The sequence below is a fragment of the Streptomyces sp. NPDC021562 genome, assembly GCF_040640875.1.
Lineage (GTDB): Bacteria > Actinomycetota > Actinomycetes > Streptomycetales > Streptomycetaceae > Streptomyces.
Genome location: NZ_JBFACN010000020.1, coordinates 112,919 through 128,163 on the forward strand (window position 1 = coordinate 112,919; position 15,245 = coordinate 128,163).

Sequence of the window (15,245 nt, forward strand, 5' to 3'; positions counted from 1 at the left end):
GCGGGCGTGCGACGGGCTCCCGCCAAGTGCCGTCGCGGTCCCACGACTTTGTGAAATTATTCACCCACCCTCTTGGCCCCGCGCGGCGATCGATGCTGGAATGCGGCCACCACTTCACTGCTCGACGGCGCGCTAGGGGAGGGCAACGTGGCGTACTCCGCCATGTCTGGGAACGGAACGACCGCCGGTGACGATCCGCTCCAGACCGCGGTGTGGCGGCTGCGCTCGCGGGCCTGCTGGGCCGACGCGGCGGCCCTGCTGCCGTCGGACAGCCCGGCGTACTCCCTGCAGCGGGCCGGGCTGATGGTCGAACGGTGCCTGTACACCGAGCGGGGCTGGGAAGAGGCGGAGGACGCGCTGCGTACGGCGGAGGCGCAGGCCCGTACCGACGAGGAGCGGGGGGCCGCCGCCTGCGAACGCGGCCAACTCGCCTACGCGGCCACCCTGCACGGGGTCCGCGACCGGGCCGACGAGGCGCGGGCCGCGCTCGGCAGGGCGGCGGCGCTGATCCCGCCGGGGGCGCCGGGACGCGCCCTGCTGGACTTCCGCCGGGGGCTGCTGGCGGAGAACCTGACCCTGTCCCCGCAGGCGGCCCGCGCCGCCTACCGCAGGGCGCACGCGGCCGCCACCGCGCACGCCGACCCGCTGCTGCTCTCCTTCACCTGGCGGCACCTGGCCGGCCTGGCCCTGCGCGACGGCGAGCTGACCGAGGCCCGGCACGGCTTCGCCGAGTCCCTGCGCATCAGGGAGGAACTGGGCTACCTGGTCGGCACGGCCCCCGCGCTGGCGTCCCTGGCCGAAACGGAGTCGGAACCGGAGGCGTCCCGGCTCCGCGAGGAGGCAAGCCGCCTCTTCCGCCTACTGGGCGGCGTCCCCACCTGGCTGGCACGGCAGTTGACCCCACCGACCCCCGGCGCGGCAACGGCGTGACAGCTGAGGCAAGGTCCGCTCACCGGCGCCGACAGGGTGCCGCTGCGCCCACCCGTACCGCCCCAGGCGGCACGCACGCCCGCAACTGAGACACGCCCCGCCGGGGGCCCCACCCACCACACCGCCTGAACCACCCCACCAGGGGCGCGGGAAACTGCGCGACCAGCCATGACGCACCCGCACCCGGCACACCGGCTGAAGCGCCCCCGTCAGGGGCGCGGGGAACTGCGCGACCAGCCGCGATGCGCCCGCACCCGGCACCCGGCACGCGCCCCTACGGCGAGACTCCGCGCAACCGACCCCGGCAGCTCACCGCGCGTCGGCGAAATGCCCCGCCACCAACGTCCGCACCGCTTCCAGATCCCTCGCCACCAACACATCGAGCAACGCCGAGTGCTCCGCCGCGTCCGACATCATCTCGGCCCGCGCCCCGCGCAGCGGCACCGCCCTTCGCCGCAGGTCCTCCGCGATCTGCACGAGCTGCTCGTTGCCCGCGAGCCCCAGCACCGCCCGGTGGAACGCCCGGTCGGCCTCCGCGTACGTCGCCCGGCACCCCGTCGCCGCCGCCCGCACCGACTCCTCGGCCAGCGGCCGCAGGGCGACCCACCGTTCGGCCGGCACACTGCGCGCCAGCCGCATCATCACCGGCACCTCGATCAGCGCCCGCACCTCGGCCAGTTCGGCCAGTTCCCGCGCACCCCGCTCCACGACCCGGAAGCCGCGGTTGGGCACGACCTCGACCGCGCCCTCCAGAGCCAGCTGCTGCATCGCCTCGCGCACGGGCGTCGCGGACACCCCGAACCGCTCCCCCAGCACCGGCGCCGAGTACACCTCACCGGGCAGCAGTTCCCCGCCCACCAGCGCGGTGCGCAGCGCGTCGAGGATCTGCCCGCGCACGGACGCCCGCTGCACGGCGGGCCGGGACTGCGGAAGGGGCCCTTCGCCGTGCGTGTGCTCACCGCGCACGGCCGACGTACCGGCGGGGTGTCCGCCCGCCTCCCGCCCCACCGCCTCCAGCCGCGTCTCCCCGGACCGCGACTGCGCGGGCACCCGGGCCGTCTCGGCGGGAGCCGCGTGCGTGCGCTGGTCCACGGGCCCTCCTCGGGTCGTCGGCACTTGGGTCATTAACGGCGGGTTGTTACTTGTCCGTCAAGCACCTTAGGCGCACAAGGCGCTGGTTCAAACTCCCGAACGAACGGTAAGGTAAGCCTTACTTATCCGACAGTCGGCCCGCACCCGCATCCGATCGGTGGTCACCCATGCCCTCGCCCGTCTCCGCCGCCTACGCCCGCCTCGCCGAGGTCTTCCCCGGCCTGACGGTCACGGAGCCGGCGCCGGACGAAGCGGCACCCGTGGGCGGCGGCTGGGTCGGCGCGGCCGAACTCGCGGCGGGCGGCCCCGCCCTGGACGCCTTCCTCGCCTGGGACGCGGACCAGATCCTGCGGGACCACGGACGGCCCGGCCGCCCCGACGTGGTCGCGAGTTTCGGCCTGCACCGCTACGCCTGGGCCGCCTGCCTGCTGATCACCCTCCCCTGGTTCCTGGACCGCCGGGTCCCCCGCCTCCCCGTATCCGCGGTGTCGTACGACCGCACGGCGGGCCGGATGGCCGTACGGGTCACCTCCTTCGCCTGCCTCCCGGAGGACCCGGCGGCGGCGCTGCCCGGCGCGGTCGTCGTCGGCGACGAGGAGGCGCTGCGGGCGGAGGTCAGGGCGGCGGTGGCCGAACACCTGGAACCGGTCCTCGGCGGCTTCGGCCCCCGGACGCGGCGGCGCGGCCGCGCCCTGTGGGGCATGGCGACCGACGAGATCGTGGAGGGGCTCTGGTACGTCGCCGACCTGCTCGGCGAGGAGGAGCGGGCCGTCCGGGAGCTGGCGGCGCTGCTCCCCGGGACCACCGGACCGTACGCGGGCTCCGCGGCCTTCCGGGTGCTCACCGGGCCGGCCGGCGAGCCACTGCCGACCCGGGACCGGGTGAGCTGCTGCATGTACTACACCCTGCGCCCCGAGGACACCTGCGCCACCTGCCCGCGGACCCGCGACGACGAACGGATCGCCAAACTCACGGCGGCCGCGGCGGCCTGATGCCCTATCAGGGCGCCCTGGGGGGCGAAGCACCACTCCGGATCCACTAAGATCGCGGAGGACGGGAGCGTCGCTGCGCCGGACAGGGAATTCACAACTTCCTCACTCGCCGCAGGAACTTTCCGAGGAACCACCCGTATGGGTAGTCTTACTCGAACTCAACTCCCGCCCCTCACGCGGCAGTTCGAGCAGAATGCTGCCCTGGAGCATCCCCTTGCACTTCCTTGGCGGCCTCTTGCCCCGAAACCCCCTGAGGGCCGCTGGGATTGGGCCACTATGGCGGGCGTTACGCCCTATCCCAATGCAAGGGACCCCTAGATGAGACTGACCGACATATCGCTGAACTGGCTGCTTCCCGGCGCCGTACTGCTCCTGGGCATGCTGGTCGCGGTGGCGGTGCTCGCGCGCTCCAAGCGGTCCGGCGGGGAGCACGCGAAGGACGACTCGTGGGAGCGCAGCGAGGAGCGGCGCCGGCGCAAGGAGGCCATCTACGCCACCGCCGCCTACGTCCTCCTGTTCTGCTGCGCGGCGGTGTCCGCCGCCCTCTCCTTCCACGGCCTGGTCGGCTTCGGCCAGCAGAACCTCAACCTCTCCGGCGGCTGGGAGTACCTGGTGCCGTTCGGCCTGGACGGCGCCGCGATGTTCTGCTCCGTCCTCGCGGTGCGCGAGGCGAGCCACGGTGACGCCGCGCTCGGCTCCCGGATCCTCGTGTGGACGTTCGCGGGCGCATCCGCCTGGTTCAACTGGGTGCACGCGCCTAGGGGCGGGGGCCACGACGGCGCTCCGCAGTTCTTCGCCGGCATGTCGCTGTCCGCGGCCGTCCTCTTCGACCGCGCCCTGAAGCAGACCCGCAAGGCCGCCCTGCGCGAGCAGGGTCTGGTGCCGCGTCCGCTGCCGCAGATCCGTATCGTGCGCTGGCTGCGTGCCCCCCGTGAGACCTACAAGGCGTGGTCGCTGATGCTCCTGGAGGGCGTGCGCAGCCTGGACGAGGCGGTCGAGGAGGTGCGCGACGACAAGCGGCAGAAGGAGGAGAACCGCATGCGCCGTCGCGAGCAGGACCGTCTGGAGCGGGCCCAGCTCAAGGCCATAAGCCGCGGTCACCGGGGCTTCGTCGGGCGGTCCGGCCGGCAGGACGAGGTGCACCAGGTCGAGCGGGCGCCCGCCCAGGCCTCCGCGGAGCCTGCCATAGCGGCGCCGGAACAGCTGCCCGTGCGCTCTCGGCCGTCCCTTCAGCCCGTCCGCAAAGGGTCTGAGATCACCGTCGACCTGACCGCGGAGGACGACACAATGGCCCTGCCGCGCCTTGACTCCCTGGAGCGCAAGCTCAAGGACCTGGAGCAGCAGTTCGGCTGATCGCCCGCCGCCGCCAGGACACCTCGGGACGGGGGCGTGACCGCGAAGGTCACGCCCCCGTCCCGTCTGTCGTGGGGCCGCTAGGCGGCCTCGGCGTCCAGTTCGAACCAGACCGACTTGCCGACCTCGTGCGCCTGCACTCCCCACGCGTCCGCGAGGGAGTCCACCAGCACCATGCCCCGGCCGTGGGTGCCGTCCCCGGTGTCCGGGGCGCACACCCGGGGCCTGCGGGCCACGAAGTCCCGGACCTCCACCCGCAGCTGGCCCGGCTCCACGACGGCCGTCAGGACCGCCTCGCGGTCGGTGTGGACGAGCGCGTTGGTGACCAGTTCGCTGGTGAGCAGTTCCGCGATCTCGGAGCGGCCGGGCCGCCCCCAGTGCCGCAGCAGTTCCCTGAGTTCCCTGCGCGCCTCGGGCACCGCCCGCAGGTCCGACCGTCCCAGCCGCCGTCGGAGCTGCGGCGGGTGTCCCCGTTCCGTCGTGTCGGTCTCTTCCCCCGCCGTCTGCGCCGAGGAGGCCCCGATGGCCACGGGACCGCCCCCTCGTGCCTGACTGTTCATGGCCCCCGCCCGCACGTGTTTCCGGTTCCCCCCTGATCGAACAGGTTCACGGGGATCCTTGCCCGCTCGGGCACGTGCCAGTCATGTCACGTCGATGACGACCGGGTGTTCGGCCATGTCCCGGATCGTCCCCGGCGCGCACGCCGCCGCCAGGACCGTCCCGTACGCGCCACCGGTGCCGTGGACCCGGCGTGAATCAGCCTCTCGGACAACCCCCCGAGCTGATTCACGCGGCCCACGGCACCGGCGAACCTGGCCGAAACCTGACCTTCCGCCTACTTGTTCCCGAGGCCCTTGGTGCCGATGTTGACGATCTTGTGGGTGTCGCGGGTCATGTCGACGACCAGCTTCGTGGTGGTGTTGCGGCTCCAGGTGAGCGTGATGACGGCCTCCGTGTACTTCCTGGTGCCGTTGTCCGTGACCTTCCACTTGAGCGGGGTGTTCTGGGCGCGCAGCACCCCGTCCGCGTGCTCGCGGTCCTCCCAGGCCTGCAGCTTCTTCAGGTAGGTCGGGGCGATGTAGTAGGCACGCAGCGCGGTGGGCAGCTTGCCGCTGCCGTCCAGGTCGCTCTCGGCGTCGATGTAGGCGCCGTAGAAGTCGGAGATGCGGGTGATGTTGTCGGACGGGTTGCCGCTCACGCTGCGCGGGGCGCCGGCCGAGGCCTGGGCGGTGGCGCCGAGGCCGAGGGCGACGGCGAGGACGCCGGCGGTCAGGACGGCGCGGGTCTTGCTGCTCATGTCTGTTCCCCGTTTTCTGGGTCTGGGGCCGCCCTCTCCTCCCCCGAGCGAGAGGACGGCCCCGGTTGGTGTGGTGGTCGTGCGTGGTGGTCGTACGTGGTGACCGTGGGTCAGTGGAGCCTGTTCACAGCCGTGGTGGTGGTCTTCTTGAACGCCTTGACCGGCGCGTCCACGAAGCCGCCGAGCTGTCCCCAGTCCACGACGGTGACGGTGCGGCCCTCCCGGCCGAGGGAGATCAGCCGGATGTCGCTGGTGCCCCAGGCGGTGATGGTGCGCAGGGCGTAGACGTGGGCGCCGTCCCCGACCGGCAGGGTGCCGTGGTCCTGGAACGTGGCCCGCATCTGCGGGTCCGCCATCTCGATCCGGTCCGCGCAGGACACGATGTCCTCGTCGAGCTTCGCGAACCGGCCCTTCGCCAGGCGGACGCTGGGCAGCACCGCGGTGACCTGACGGGCACTCGTGTCGAGGTCGGTCCGGAACTTCCGGTACCAGGAGTCCTGACCGCCGCCCAGCCCGACGCCGATGCAGATGTCTTCCTTGACCTCCTCCGGAATGCCGGCGGTGACCTTGCCGGCCGTCCAGGACGTGCCGGCCCGCGGTGGCAGGTCGGCCGCCCTGAGGAAGCCGGGCGCCTTGGGTGCGGCCGCCGCGGGAGCGGCGAGCGCGGTGCCGGCGACGAGTGCGGCGCCGGCGAGTGCGGTGAGCGCGCCTGCTCGGGTGCGCTTGGGCATGGGTGATCCCCCGTGGGTCGGTGCATGGGTGTGGGCTGTCGCCGACGCGGCCGACTGGTCGGTCCGGCCCGCTCGGTGCGACACCAAGAGCATCGGCCGTCACCGGCGGCGACCGCAACGGCGGGCGCCCGTTTCCCCGCCCTGGAACCATCCCAGCCCCGTTGACGTGCAGGTATATGAGTGCCTGGGATGGCGACGACCGGGGGAAGGTGCGCGTGCGCGACGATGTGGACGACGTCGGGGAGTTCGCGGCGCTGCTGCGGCAGCTGAAGGACCGTACGGACCGGAGCTACGGCTCGCTGGCCCGTCGGCTGAACATGAACACCTCCACCCTGCACCGGTACTGCGCGGGCGAGGCGGTGCCGCTGGACTTCGCCCCGGTGGAGCGGTTGGCGGCATTCTGCGGAGCGACCCCGCGGGAACGCCTCGAACTCCACGAACGCTGGCTGCGCGCGGTGGCGGCGCGCCAGCGCCCCCGCCACACGGACGCCGAACAGCCACCCACGGCCCCCACCCCGGAAGCCTCACCTGAGCCCGCAACCGGACTCGCGGCGGGGGCCGCGGCGGAGAGGGCGGCCGGCAGTGGGCCGGAGCGGGCGGCGGGGGCCGGCACGGAGGCCGGGGCGGTGCCGGGGGTCGTGGGAGGGGGCGACGGGGCGGGCGGGGTGGTGTCTCCCGTGGTGGTCGGTGGTTCGCGGCGGTGGTATCGGCGGCGGCGCACGCTGGTTGCCGCTGCCGTGGCCACCGTCCTGTTGTCGACGTGGGGCACACTGGCCGCGCTCCCGGAGGACCGGCCGCCCGCCGACGCCGGCGCCCGGCACCCCGGCTCCGCCACTCCCACGACCTCCGTCGGCGACACCGGGCGCCCCCGGACCACCGCGTCCACCGGTCCGTCCCCCGACCGCACCTCCGCCGCCCCGTCGCCGTCCCGGGCGCCGCGCGGCGCGCGGCCCTCCGCCTCCCCCTCGGGCGGGACCACCCCCACCGCGCCGAGCGGCGCGACCGGCGTCCCGCTCACCTGGACCGCGAACTCCCAGCTGTGGGACCTGGGCTGCGACCACCACTACGTCATCGACAAACAGCCGGCGCAGGTCCCGCCGCCGCCCGCCCCGCAGGACGCGGGCACCTGGGCGGCCACCCAGAACGCGGTGCACGGCGGCGACACCATCGTGGAGGTCTCGGTGCAGGGCCGCTCGTCGACGGCCGTGGTCCTGGAGGACCTGCGGGTACGGGTCGTCGGCCGGACGGCCCCCGCCCCGGGCATCGCCTACTCCATGGCCGACGGCTGCGGCGGCGGACTCACCCCGCGCTACTTCGACGTCAACCTGGACAAGGACCGGCCGATCGCCCGCCCCGTGGCCGGGGAGGGCCCGGACGGGAAGACCGTCTCCACCATGCACCTGCCCTACCGGGTCTCCGCCACCGACCCGGAGGTGCTGCGGGTGCAGGCGAGCACCGTCGGCTGCGACTGCCGCTGGTACCTCGAACTCGACTGGTCCTCACAGGGCCGCTCGGGCACGGTCCGGATCGACGACCACGGGCAGCCGTTCCGCACCAGCTCCATCAAGGGCCTGCCGCACTACTGGTACGGCTTCGTCGACGGGGTCCGCCAGTGGGTGCCGACCGACGACTGACTCACAGGGCCTACGGCCGCGGCACGTTGCGGAGGTTGGACCGGGCCATCTGGACCATGCGGCCCACGCCACCGTCCAGGACCATCTTGGACGCGGAGAGCGCGAAGCCGGTGACCATGTCGGCCTTGATCTTCGGCGGGATGGAGAGCGCGTTGGGGTCGGTGACGACGTCGACCAGCGCCGGCCCCTTGTGCCGGAAGGCGTCCTTGAGGGCACCCGCCAGCTGCTTGGGCTTCTCCACCCGCACCCCGTAGGCGCCGCAGGCCTGGGCGACGGCGGCGAAGTCGGGGTTGATGTTGTGGGTGCCGTGCGCGGGCAGGCCCGCGACCAGCATCTCCAACTCGACCATGCTGAGCGAGGAGTTGTTGAAGAGGACGACCTTGACCGGCAGGTCGTACTGGACCAGGGTCAGGAAGTCGCCCATCAGCATGCTGAACCCGCCGTCCCCGGACATCGACACCACCTGCCGCCGCCGGTCGGTGAACTGGGCGCCGATCGCCATCGGCAGCGCGTTGGCCATCGAGCCGTGCGAGAACGAACCGATCACGCGGCGGCGGCCGTTGGGCGAGATGTAACGGGCGGCCCAGACGTTGCACATCCCGGTGTCCACGGTGAACACCGCGTCGTCGTCGGCGAGTTCGTCGAGGACCGAGGCCACGTACTCCGGGTGGATCGGGACGTGCTTCTCGACCTTCCTGGTGTACGCCTTCACCACGCCCTCCAGCGCGTCGGCGTGCTTCTTGAGCATCCGGTCGAGGAACCGCCGGTTCTCCTTGGCCCGCACGCGCGGCACGAGACACCGCAGGGTCTCCCGTACGTCGCCCCACACCGCCAGGTCGAGGCGGGAACGCCGGCCCAGCACCTCGGGGCGCACGTCGACCTGGACGATCCGCACGTCGTCGGGGAGGAAGGCGTTGTAGGGGAAGTCGGTGCCGAGCAGGATCAGCAGGTCGCACTCGTGGGTGGCCTCGTAGGCGGCGCCGTAGCCGAGCAGTCCGCTCATGCCGACGTCGTACGGGTTGTCGTACTGGATGTGCTCCTTGCCGCGCAGGGCGTGGCCCACCGGGGACTTGAGCTTCCCCGCGAGTTCCATGACCTCCGCGTGCGCGCCCGCCGTGCCGCTGCCGCAGAACAGGGTGACCTTGTCCGCCGCGTCGATCATCCGGACCAGTTCGTCCAGTTCGTCGTCGCCGGGGCGGACGGTCGGGCGGGAGGTGACGAGGGCGGCCGAGGCGGACTGCTCCGGGGCGGGCTGGTCGGCGATGTCACCGGGCAGGCTCACCACGCTCACCCCGCTGCGGCCGACCGCGTGCTGGATGGCGGTCTGGAGCAGCCGGGGCATCTGCTTCGGGCTGGAGATCAGCTCGCTGTAGTGGCTGCACTCCTGGAAGAGCCGGTCGGGGTGGGTCTCCTGGAAGTAGCCGAGGCCGATCTCGCTGGACGGGATGTGGGAGGCGAGGGCGAGTACCGGGGCCATCGAACGGTGGGCGTCGTACAGCCCGTTGATGAGGTGCAGGTTGCCGGGGCCGCAGGAGCCGGCGCAGGCCGCGAGGGTGCCGGTGATCTGGGCCTCGGCACCGGCCGCGAAGGCGGCGGTCTCCTCGTGGCGGACGTGGATCCAGTCGATGGCGGAGTTGCGCCGGACGGCGTCGACGACCGGGTTGAGGCTGTCGCCGACGACACCGTAGAGGCGGCGCACCCCGGCGCGGACGAGGATGTCGACGAACTGTTCGGCGACGTTCTGCTTGGCCATGGCGGTCGGGCACCCTTCGGCTCCGCGGATCTCCGGTATCCCCCGGCAATGCCCTTCCATGTATCCACAACGGTCGCGGTCACGCCTCCCAGACGGCCGCCGCCGTACGGTCGTCGGCGTAGCCCTTGACCCGCACCTGCGCGTCCGCGAGGAACGCGGCGAGACCCGGCGGGGTGCGACCGGACCAGCGTCGGGCCAGGTAGGCGCAGAGGGCGGGCTCCCCGCGCAGCGGCTCCGCGAGGCCGCCGGTGCACATCACGAGGGCGTCACCCGGGCGGGCTACCGAGGCCCGGAAGAGGAAGGGGTCGCGGGGCGGCTCGGGGGCCGGTTCGCAGGGGCTCGGCGGGGTGGGGATGCCGAGGTCCATGGTGAGCCGGTCGCCCGAGGGGGTCTCGGAGGGCTGCGAGCCGAAGCCGAGTACGGGCTCGCCGGGGGCGTCGGTGTCGGTCCGCGGTTCGATGTCCTGCCACTCGCCGTCCCGGAGCCGGAACAGCCCGCCCTCCCCGACGCCGAAGAAGACGCGGGTACGGCACTGGGGGTGGCCGGGGATGAGCAGGCAGCGCAGGCTGGCCGTGTACTCCTCGGCGGCGACGCCCTGTTCGGCCGCGCTGGCGCGGAGTTTGCCGAGGCTGCGGTCGGTGAGCCGGTGCAGCCCGGACTTGAGGTCGCCGCGGCGGGCGGCCTGGATGTCCTCGGTGAGCCGCTGGTGGCTGCGGCCCACCGCTCGGGCGATCAGCTCGCACACCTCTGCGGCGGCCCGGTGCGCGCCCGGGGTGGCCCGGGCGCCGGTGGCCATCGCGACGAGGATCAGGGCCTGGTCCCCGGCCCCGAACCGGGCGGTGAGCAGCGCGTCGCGGCGCGGCTCGCCCCGGTACCGGGCGGAGTCGCCGCGCTGCGAGACCGCCCGCAGCGTGCAGGCGCCGTACCGGGCACCGTCCAGCACGGTGTCGGCCACCAGATCGCCGAGCACGTCCGGATCGGCGACGGGCATCGCGGTGGGCTCCGCGTCGTAGGTGGGCGGCCCGGACCCGACGTACTCGACGGAGGAGGCGGGCGCGGGGGCCGCGACGGGCGGCGCCGGGGCGGGGACAGCGGGGGGCGCTGCGGGAGACGGCGCTGTGGGATAGGGCGCTGCGGGAGACGGCGCTGTCGAAGAGGGCGCCGCGGGAGAGGGTGGGGCAGAGGGCGCTGCGGGGGTGGCGGGCGGCGGAGCGGCTGCGGCGTGAGGCGGCGGGACGGGAGCCGAGTAGGGCGGCTCCGCCGGTAGAGGAGACGACGGGGCCGCCGGGTAGGGCGGGTCCCCCGGAAGAAAAGACGACGGAGCCGTGTAAGGCGGCTCCTCGGGCAGAGGGGACGACGGGGCCGTGTAAGGCGGCTCCTCCGGAAGAAGGGACGACGGAGCTGGGTGGGGCGGCTCCCCGGCAAGAGGGGACCGCGGAGCTGCGTAGGGCGGCTTCGGCGGGAGGGCGGGCGGGTGGAGTCGGGTCGTGGGTGGCGGATCGGGCGGGGTGGTCCGTGGTGGGTAGGGCATGGAGGGCGGGGTGTCGTCGTCGGCGTCCAGCGGATCCTGGTCCTCCTCGTCCCACGGCCAGGGTGCCGGGGCCGCCGGGACACCCTCGTCGGCGCCGCGCCGTCCGGTGTCGGGCGCGCGCAGCTCGGGCGCGTCGGGAACCGGCGGACGTCGCGTCGGCGTCTCGGGTGCGGCCCTCCGCTGGGTCGGCACGGCCGGCGGAGGCGGGTCGGGCAGGTCCGGATCCACGCCGCCGCCCCGCCGTCCCCCCACCGTCCTCTTCGCCGAGTCGAAGCGGTCGTCCAGGGAATCGGGTGCGGCCGTGGGTCCGGTGTCCTCCGTGGAGTCGTCGTACAACTGCCCCCACCAGTCGTCCTCGTGACGGGTGGGCCTACCCCCTGGCTGGCTCATGCCCCCAATTGTCCACCGCACGGGCCGGATGAAAACGGGGCATCCGGAAAAATCCCGCGCCCGACCCGGACTCGAACGGCGTGTCGAGGGACATTCTGAACGCGCGTACGAGAAGAGCAGTCGAGGACACGCGGGAGACTCAGAGCAGGTCGACGAGCGGAACGGCGGCCGCCAGGGCGCGCATCCCGGCGTCGTTGAAGTGCAGGTGGTCGCCGGGGTCGTAGGCGGGCCGGATGCGTGCGGGGCGCCGCGGATCGCGTACGACGGCGTCGAAGTCGACGTACGCGTCGAAGACCTGCCCGGTGCGGATCAGCGCGTTGACCCGCTGCCGTACCGACTCCCCCGCCCCGGTGTACTCGCCGTACCCGGCGTACGGCGTGAGGGTCGCGCCCACCACCCGGATCCCCCGCGCGTGGGCGCGGGCGACGATGGTCCGGTAGGCCCGGACGAAGTCGGCGGGATCGGTGGCCGCCGGGGTGCCCTTGATGTCGTTGATGCCTTCGAGGACGACCAGGGTCCTGACCCCGGCGCGGGCCAGCGCGTCGGCGTCCAGACGGCGCAGGGCCGCTGGGCCGCCGGTGCTGTCGGTGAGCAGGCGGTTCCCGGAGATCCCGGCGTTGAGGACGCCGATCCGGTAGGGCCGCAGCCGCTCGGCCAGCCGGTCGGGCCAGCGGTGGTTGGCGCCGAAATCGGAACCGTTGCCGTCGGTGAGGGAGTCGCCGAGGGCGACCACACTGCCGAGGGTCACACCGCGGACGTCGACCCCGGTGACGTAGTACCAGTTCCCGGTGGTCCGGGTGTACCCGGCGCCGTCCTCGTCGGCGGCCCGCCCGGCCCCCTGCCCGGCGATGTAGCCGGTCTGGAGGGCGACCCGGTGGTACGTGGCGGGCCCGGGGCTTCCCGGGGTCTCGACGCTGACCAGCAGATCCACGCCGGCCCGCACCGCGAGCGGCACCGGATCACTGACCAGGTCCTGCCCGGCGGGTACGACCGCGGTCCCGGCGCCCTCGAAGGTGGCGACGCGCATCGACCCGGGTACGGCGTCCGGCCCCGTGCCCTGCCGCCGGGCGACGGTGACCGCGCCGAGCCGCAGGGGTGCGCTGCCGAACCGGTTACTGATCCGGACGCGGACGGCCGCGCCCCCGACGCTCAGGTGCACGACGTTGCGGAACGCGGCGCCCGGCACGGCCGGGACCGTACCGGAGGGCGCCGCCTCCCAGCTCCCGGTCCAGAGCGAGGGGGCGGGGTCGGCACCGGCCCGCGCCGCCGTGCCCAGCACCGCCAGCAGCGCCGTCGCGAGGACATGACCGACCTTGCCCATCCGCACGTCCGCCCTTCCGAAGGTCCACTGGAGGGGAAGGTGGCACACGGAGCGTGGAAGCGGCGGCAACTCGACCGTGGGGGCACCCGGTTGGCGGAGTGCGGGGCTACCCGGCCGCCAACGCCCCCTCCAACGTCAGCAGCCGTACCTTGCGGTCAAGCCCCCCCGCGTACCCGGTCATCGAGCCGTCGGCCCCGATCACCCGGTGGCAGGGCCGTACGATCAGCAGCGGGTTGGCCCCGATCGCGCCGCCGACCGCCCGGACCGCCATCCTGGTCGCGCCGAGCCGCGCCGCGATCTCCCCGTACGTCGTCGTCGCCCCGTACGGCACGTCGTCGAGCGCCGCCCACACCCGTTCCCGGAACTCGGTGCCACGCGTCCGCAACTCCAACCGGAATTCCTTGAGTTCTCCGGCGAAGTAGGCGGCGAGCTGTTCCTCGGCCGCCGTGAAGGGGCCGGGATCCGCCAGCCATCCCGTCCCGACGCTCCGGCCGCCCTTCTGCCCGGGCACGGACAGGGACGTCAGCGTCCCGTCCGCGTCGGCGGTCAGCAGCAGCTCGCCGACGGGCGAAGCGATCCGGGTCCAGTAGGTGAGCCCATCAGTTCCTCGACTGTCCTCGTCCATCACGTGTCCCAGTGTGAGGGACGCGGCACCGCACGGCTGGCGGAAAACGGACACGGCCCTCGGGCAGCGCGCCGGCTGCGGCACCCAGGCGTGGGGGGCGACAACGTGCCCCCGCGCCTCCGCGCCCCGCTGCCGGGCTGCCCCGCCGCCCCGCCGCCCCGCCGCCCCGCCGCCCCGCCGCCGGGCGACTACACCCACCGCCCCCGCTTCGCCTCCATCGCCGCCTTCCCCTCCGCCCCCTTCCGCTTCCAGTCCTTCCTCCGCTCGGACCGGAGCCGCGCGTCCGTCTTGGCGACGATCCACTGGTTCTCCCGCACGAGCTTGCGGTAGCTCTCCAGCCGGCGGACGGGCAGCTCCCCGGCCTCCACCGCGGAGCGCACCGCGCAGCCCGGCTCGCTCTCGTGCGCGCAGTCGCCGAACCGGCACCGCCGGGCCAGCTCCTCGATCTCGGAGAACACCTGCCCGACCCCGGTCTCGGCGTCGAAGAGGCCCACGCCGCGCAGGCCCGGGGTGTCGATCAGCACTCCCCCGGCCGGGAGCGGCAGCAGATTGCGGGTGGTCGTGGTGTGCCGCCCCTTCCCGTCCACGTCACGGGCCGCCTGCACCTCCATCACGTCCGCCCCGAGCAGCGCGTTGGCCAGGGTGGACTTGCCGGCGCCGGACTGGCCCAGCAGCACCGACGTCCCGGAGCCGACCAGGCCGACGAGGACGTCGAGGCCGTCCCCTGCGAGTGCGCTGACCGTCAGGACGGGCACCCCGGGTGCCGTCGTCTCGACGTCCTGCACGAGGTGGGCGAGCGTCACCGGGTCCGGGACCAGGTCCGCCTTGGTGAGGACGACGACCGGCTGCGCCCCGGACTCCCAGGCCAGCGCCAGGAACCGTTCGATGCGGCCGAGGTCGAGTTCGACGGCGAGGGACACGGCGACGACGGCGTGGTCGACGTTGGCCGCGAGGATCTGCCCCTCGGACCGCTTGGAGGAGGTGGAGCGCACGAAGGCGGTACGGCGCGGAAGCAGGGTCCGCACGTACCGCGGATCGCTGCCCTCGGGGTCGACCGCGACCCAGTCCCCCGTGCACACGACCTTCATCGGGTCACGGGGAACGACGAACTCGGTGTCGGCGCGGACGGTGCCGGCCGGCGTGACGACATCGCACTGGCCGCGGTCGACCCGTACGACACGGCCGGGCAGCAGACCCTGCTCGGCATGAGGGGCGAACTCGGCTTCCCAGTCCGCGTCCCAGCCGTACGGGGCCAGGAGACGCAACGAAGCAGAGGACGAACCCGGGAGAGAGGAGAGTGACAAGGGGAGACCCTTCACAAGGGTGGCCCCGGCACCGCGCTCATGGGCGCGGGAGAAGAGTGAGGTCAGCCGGAGGCCACGGAGGTGGACTGAATGAACTTCCGGATGCGGGCAGCGCCCATCTCAATGACAGCCATCGGTCACACCTCCCGAACCAAGTCACTTGCGGCAACCGCAGGTCGCCGCTCCATCTCGAAAGACCCTAGAGGTACCCCGGACCACGACGCCATCGAATTACGGAGGCCCCTTCGGCGACGGGCGCGGGAGGCACGCGGCCACGATCGCCGGGAGCCTG

At 73.4% G+C, this 15,245-nt stretch carries 13 protein-coding genes; 4 read left to right on the forward strand and 9 right to left on the reverse strand.

Annotation, left to right across the window (positions count from 1 at the left end):
* Positions 1–162: 162 nt before the first annotated feature.
* Positions 163–930, forward strand: coding sequence for a hypothetical protein (locus tag AB0G52_RS28640; protein WP_132890010.1), 768 nt, complete (start codon positions 163–165; stop codon positions 928–930).
* Between the two features lie 309 nt (positions 931–1,239).
* On the opposite strand, the gene AB0G52_RS28645 is transcribed toward AB0G52_RS28640, so the two are convergent.
* On the reverse strand, positions 1,240–2,022 hold the full coding sequence (locus AB0G52_RS28645) for a GntR family transcriptional regulator (protein WP_361339999.1): 783 nt from the start codon (positions 2,020–2,022) through the stop codon (positions 1,240–1,242).
* A 167-nt stretch (positions 2,023–2,189) separates the two neighbouring features.
* On the opposite strand from AB0G52_RS28645, the gene AB0G52_RS28650 reads away from it, so the two are divergent.
* Entirely contained in the window at positions 2,190–3,014 is an 825-nt protein-coding gene (locus tag AB0G52_RS28650) for a (2Fe-2S)-binding protein (RefSeq protein ID WP_361340002.1), read from the forward strand.
* 318 nt (positions 3,015–3,332) lie between these two features.
* Complete coding sequence (locus tag AB0G52_RS28655) at positions 3,333–4,367, forward strand: DUF2637 domain-containing protein (protein WP_132890013.1); 1,035 nt, start codon at positions 3,333–3,335, stop codon at positions 4,365–4,367.
* A gap of 80 nt (positions 4,368–4,447) precedes the next feature.
* Here the strand turns inward: AB0G52_RS28655 and AB0G52_RS28660 are convergent, their stop codons facing one another.
* The 3 genes from AB0G52_RS28660 to AB0G52_RS28670 all read right to left on the reverse strand — a co-directional run bounded on the left by AB0G52_RS28660 (position 4,448) and on the right by AB0G52_RS28670 (position 6,395).
* Positions 4,448–4,897: an ATP-binding protein gene (locus AB0G52_RS28660; RefSeq protein WP_132890014.1), complete on the reverse strand. Its 450-nt coding sequence runs from the start codon at positions 4,895–4,897 to the stop codon at positions 4,448–4,450.
* A gap of 305 nt (positions 4,898–5,202) precedes the next feature.
* The gene (locus tag AB0G52_RS28665) at positions 5,203–5,664 is read right to left on the reverse strand and encodes a hypothetical protein (RefSeq protein WP_361340006.1); all 462 of its coding nucleotides are present in this window, start codon (positions 5,662–5,664) and stop codon (positions 5,203–5,205) included.
* A gap of 110 nt (positions 5,665–5,774) precedes the next feature.
* On the reverse strand, positions 5,775–6,395 hold the full coding sequence (locus AB0G52_RS28670) for a hypothetical protein (protein WP_361340009.1): 621 nt from the start codon (positions 6,393–6,395) through the stop codon (positions 5,775–5,777).
* Positions 6,396–6,571: 176 nt separating this feature from the next.
* Here AB0G52_RS28670 and AB0G52_RS28675 point away from each other — a divergent pair, with 176 nt between their 5' ends.
* Entirely contained in the window at positions 6,572–8,029 is a 1,458-nt protein-coding gene (locus tag AB0G52_RS28675; RefSeq protein WP_132890017.1) for a helix-turn-helix domain-containing protein, read from the forward strand.
* Positions 8,030–8,039: 10 nt separating this feature from the next.
* Here the strand turns inward: AB0G52_RS28675 and AB0G52_RS28680 are convergent, their stop codons facing one another.
* The 5 genes from AB0G52_RS28680 to rsgA form a co-directional block, all read right to left on the reverse strand.
* On the reverse strand, positions 8,040–9,782 hold the full coding sequence (locus AB0G52_RS28680; protein ID WP_132890018.1) for a pyruvate dehydrogenase: 1,743 nt from the start codon (positions 9,780–9,782) through the stop codon (positions 8,040–8,042).
* Positions 9,783–9,861: 79 nt separating this feature from the next.
* The gene (locus AB0G52_RS28685; RefSeq protein ID WP_361340101.1) at positions 9,862–11,130 is read right to left on the reverse strand and encodes a protein phosphatase 2C domain-containing protein; all 1,269 of its coding nucleotides are present in this window, start codon (positions 11,128–11,130) and stop codon (positions 9,862–9,864) included.
* 712 nt (positions 11,131–11,842) lie between these two features.
* Positions 11,843–13,024: an SGNH/GDSL hydrolase family protein gene (locus AB0G52_RS28690; RefSeq protein ID WP_361340014.1), complete on the reverse strand. Its 1,182-nt coding sequence runs from the start codon at positions 13,022–13,024 to the stop codon at positions 11,843–11,845.
* Positions 13,025–13,130: 106 nt separating this feature from the next.
* On the reverse strand, positions 13,131–13,649 hold the full coding sequence (locus tag AB0G52_RS28695) for a methylated-DNA--[protein]-cysteine S-methyltransferase (RefSeq protein WP_361340104.1): 519 nt from the start codon (positions 13,647–13,649) through the stop codon (positions 13,131–13,133).
* A gap of 188 nt (positions 13,650–13,837) precedes the next feature.
* Positions 13,838–14,914, reverse strand: a complete 1,077-nt coding sequence (gene rsgA / locus AB0G52_RS28700; RefSeq protein WP_361340017.1) for a ribosome small subunit-dependent GTPase A — start codon at positions 14,912–14,914, stop codon at positions 13,838–13,840.
* Positions 14,915–15,245: the final 331 nt, after the last annotated feature.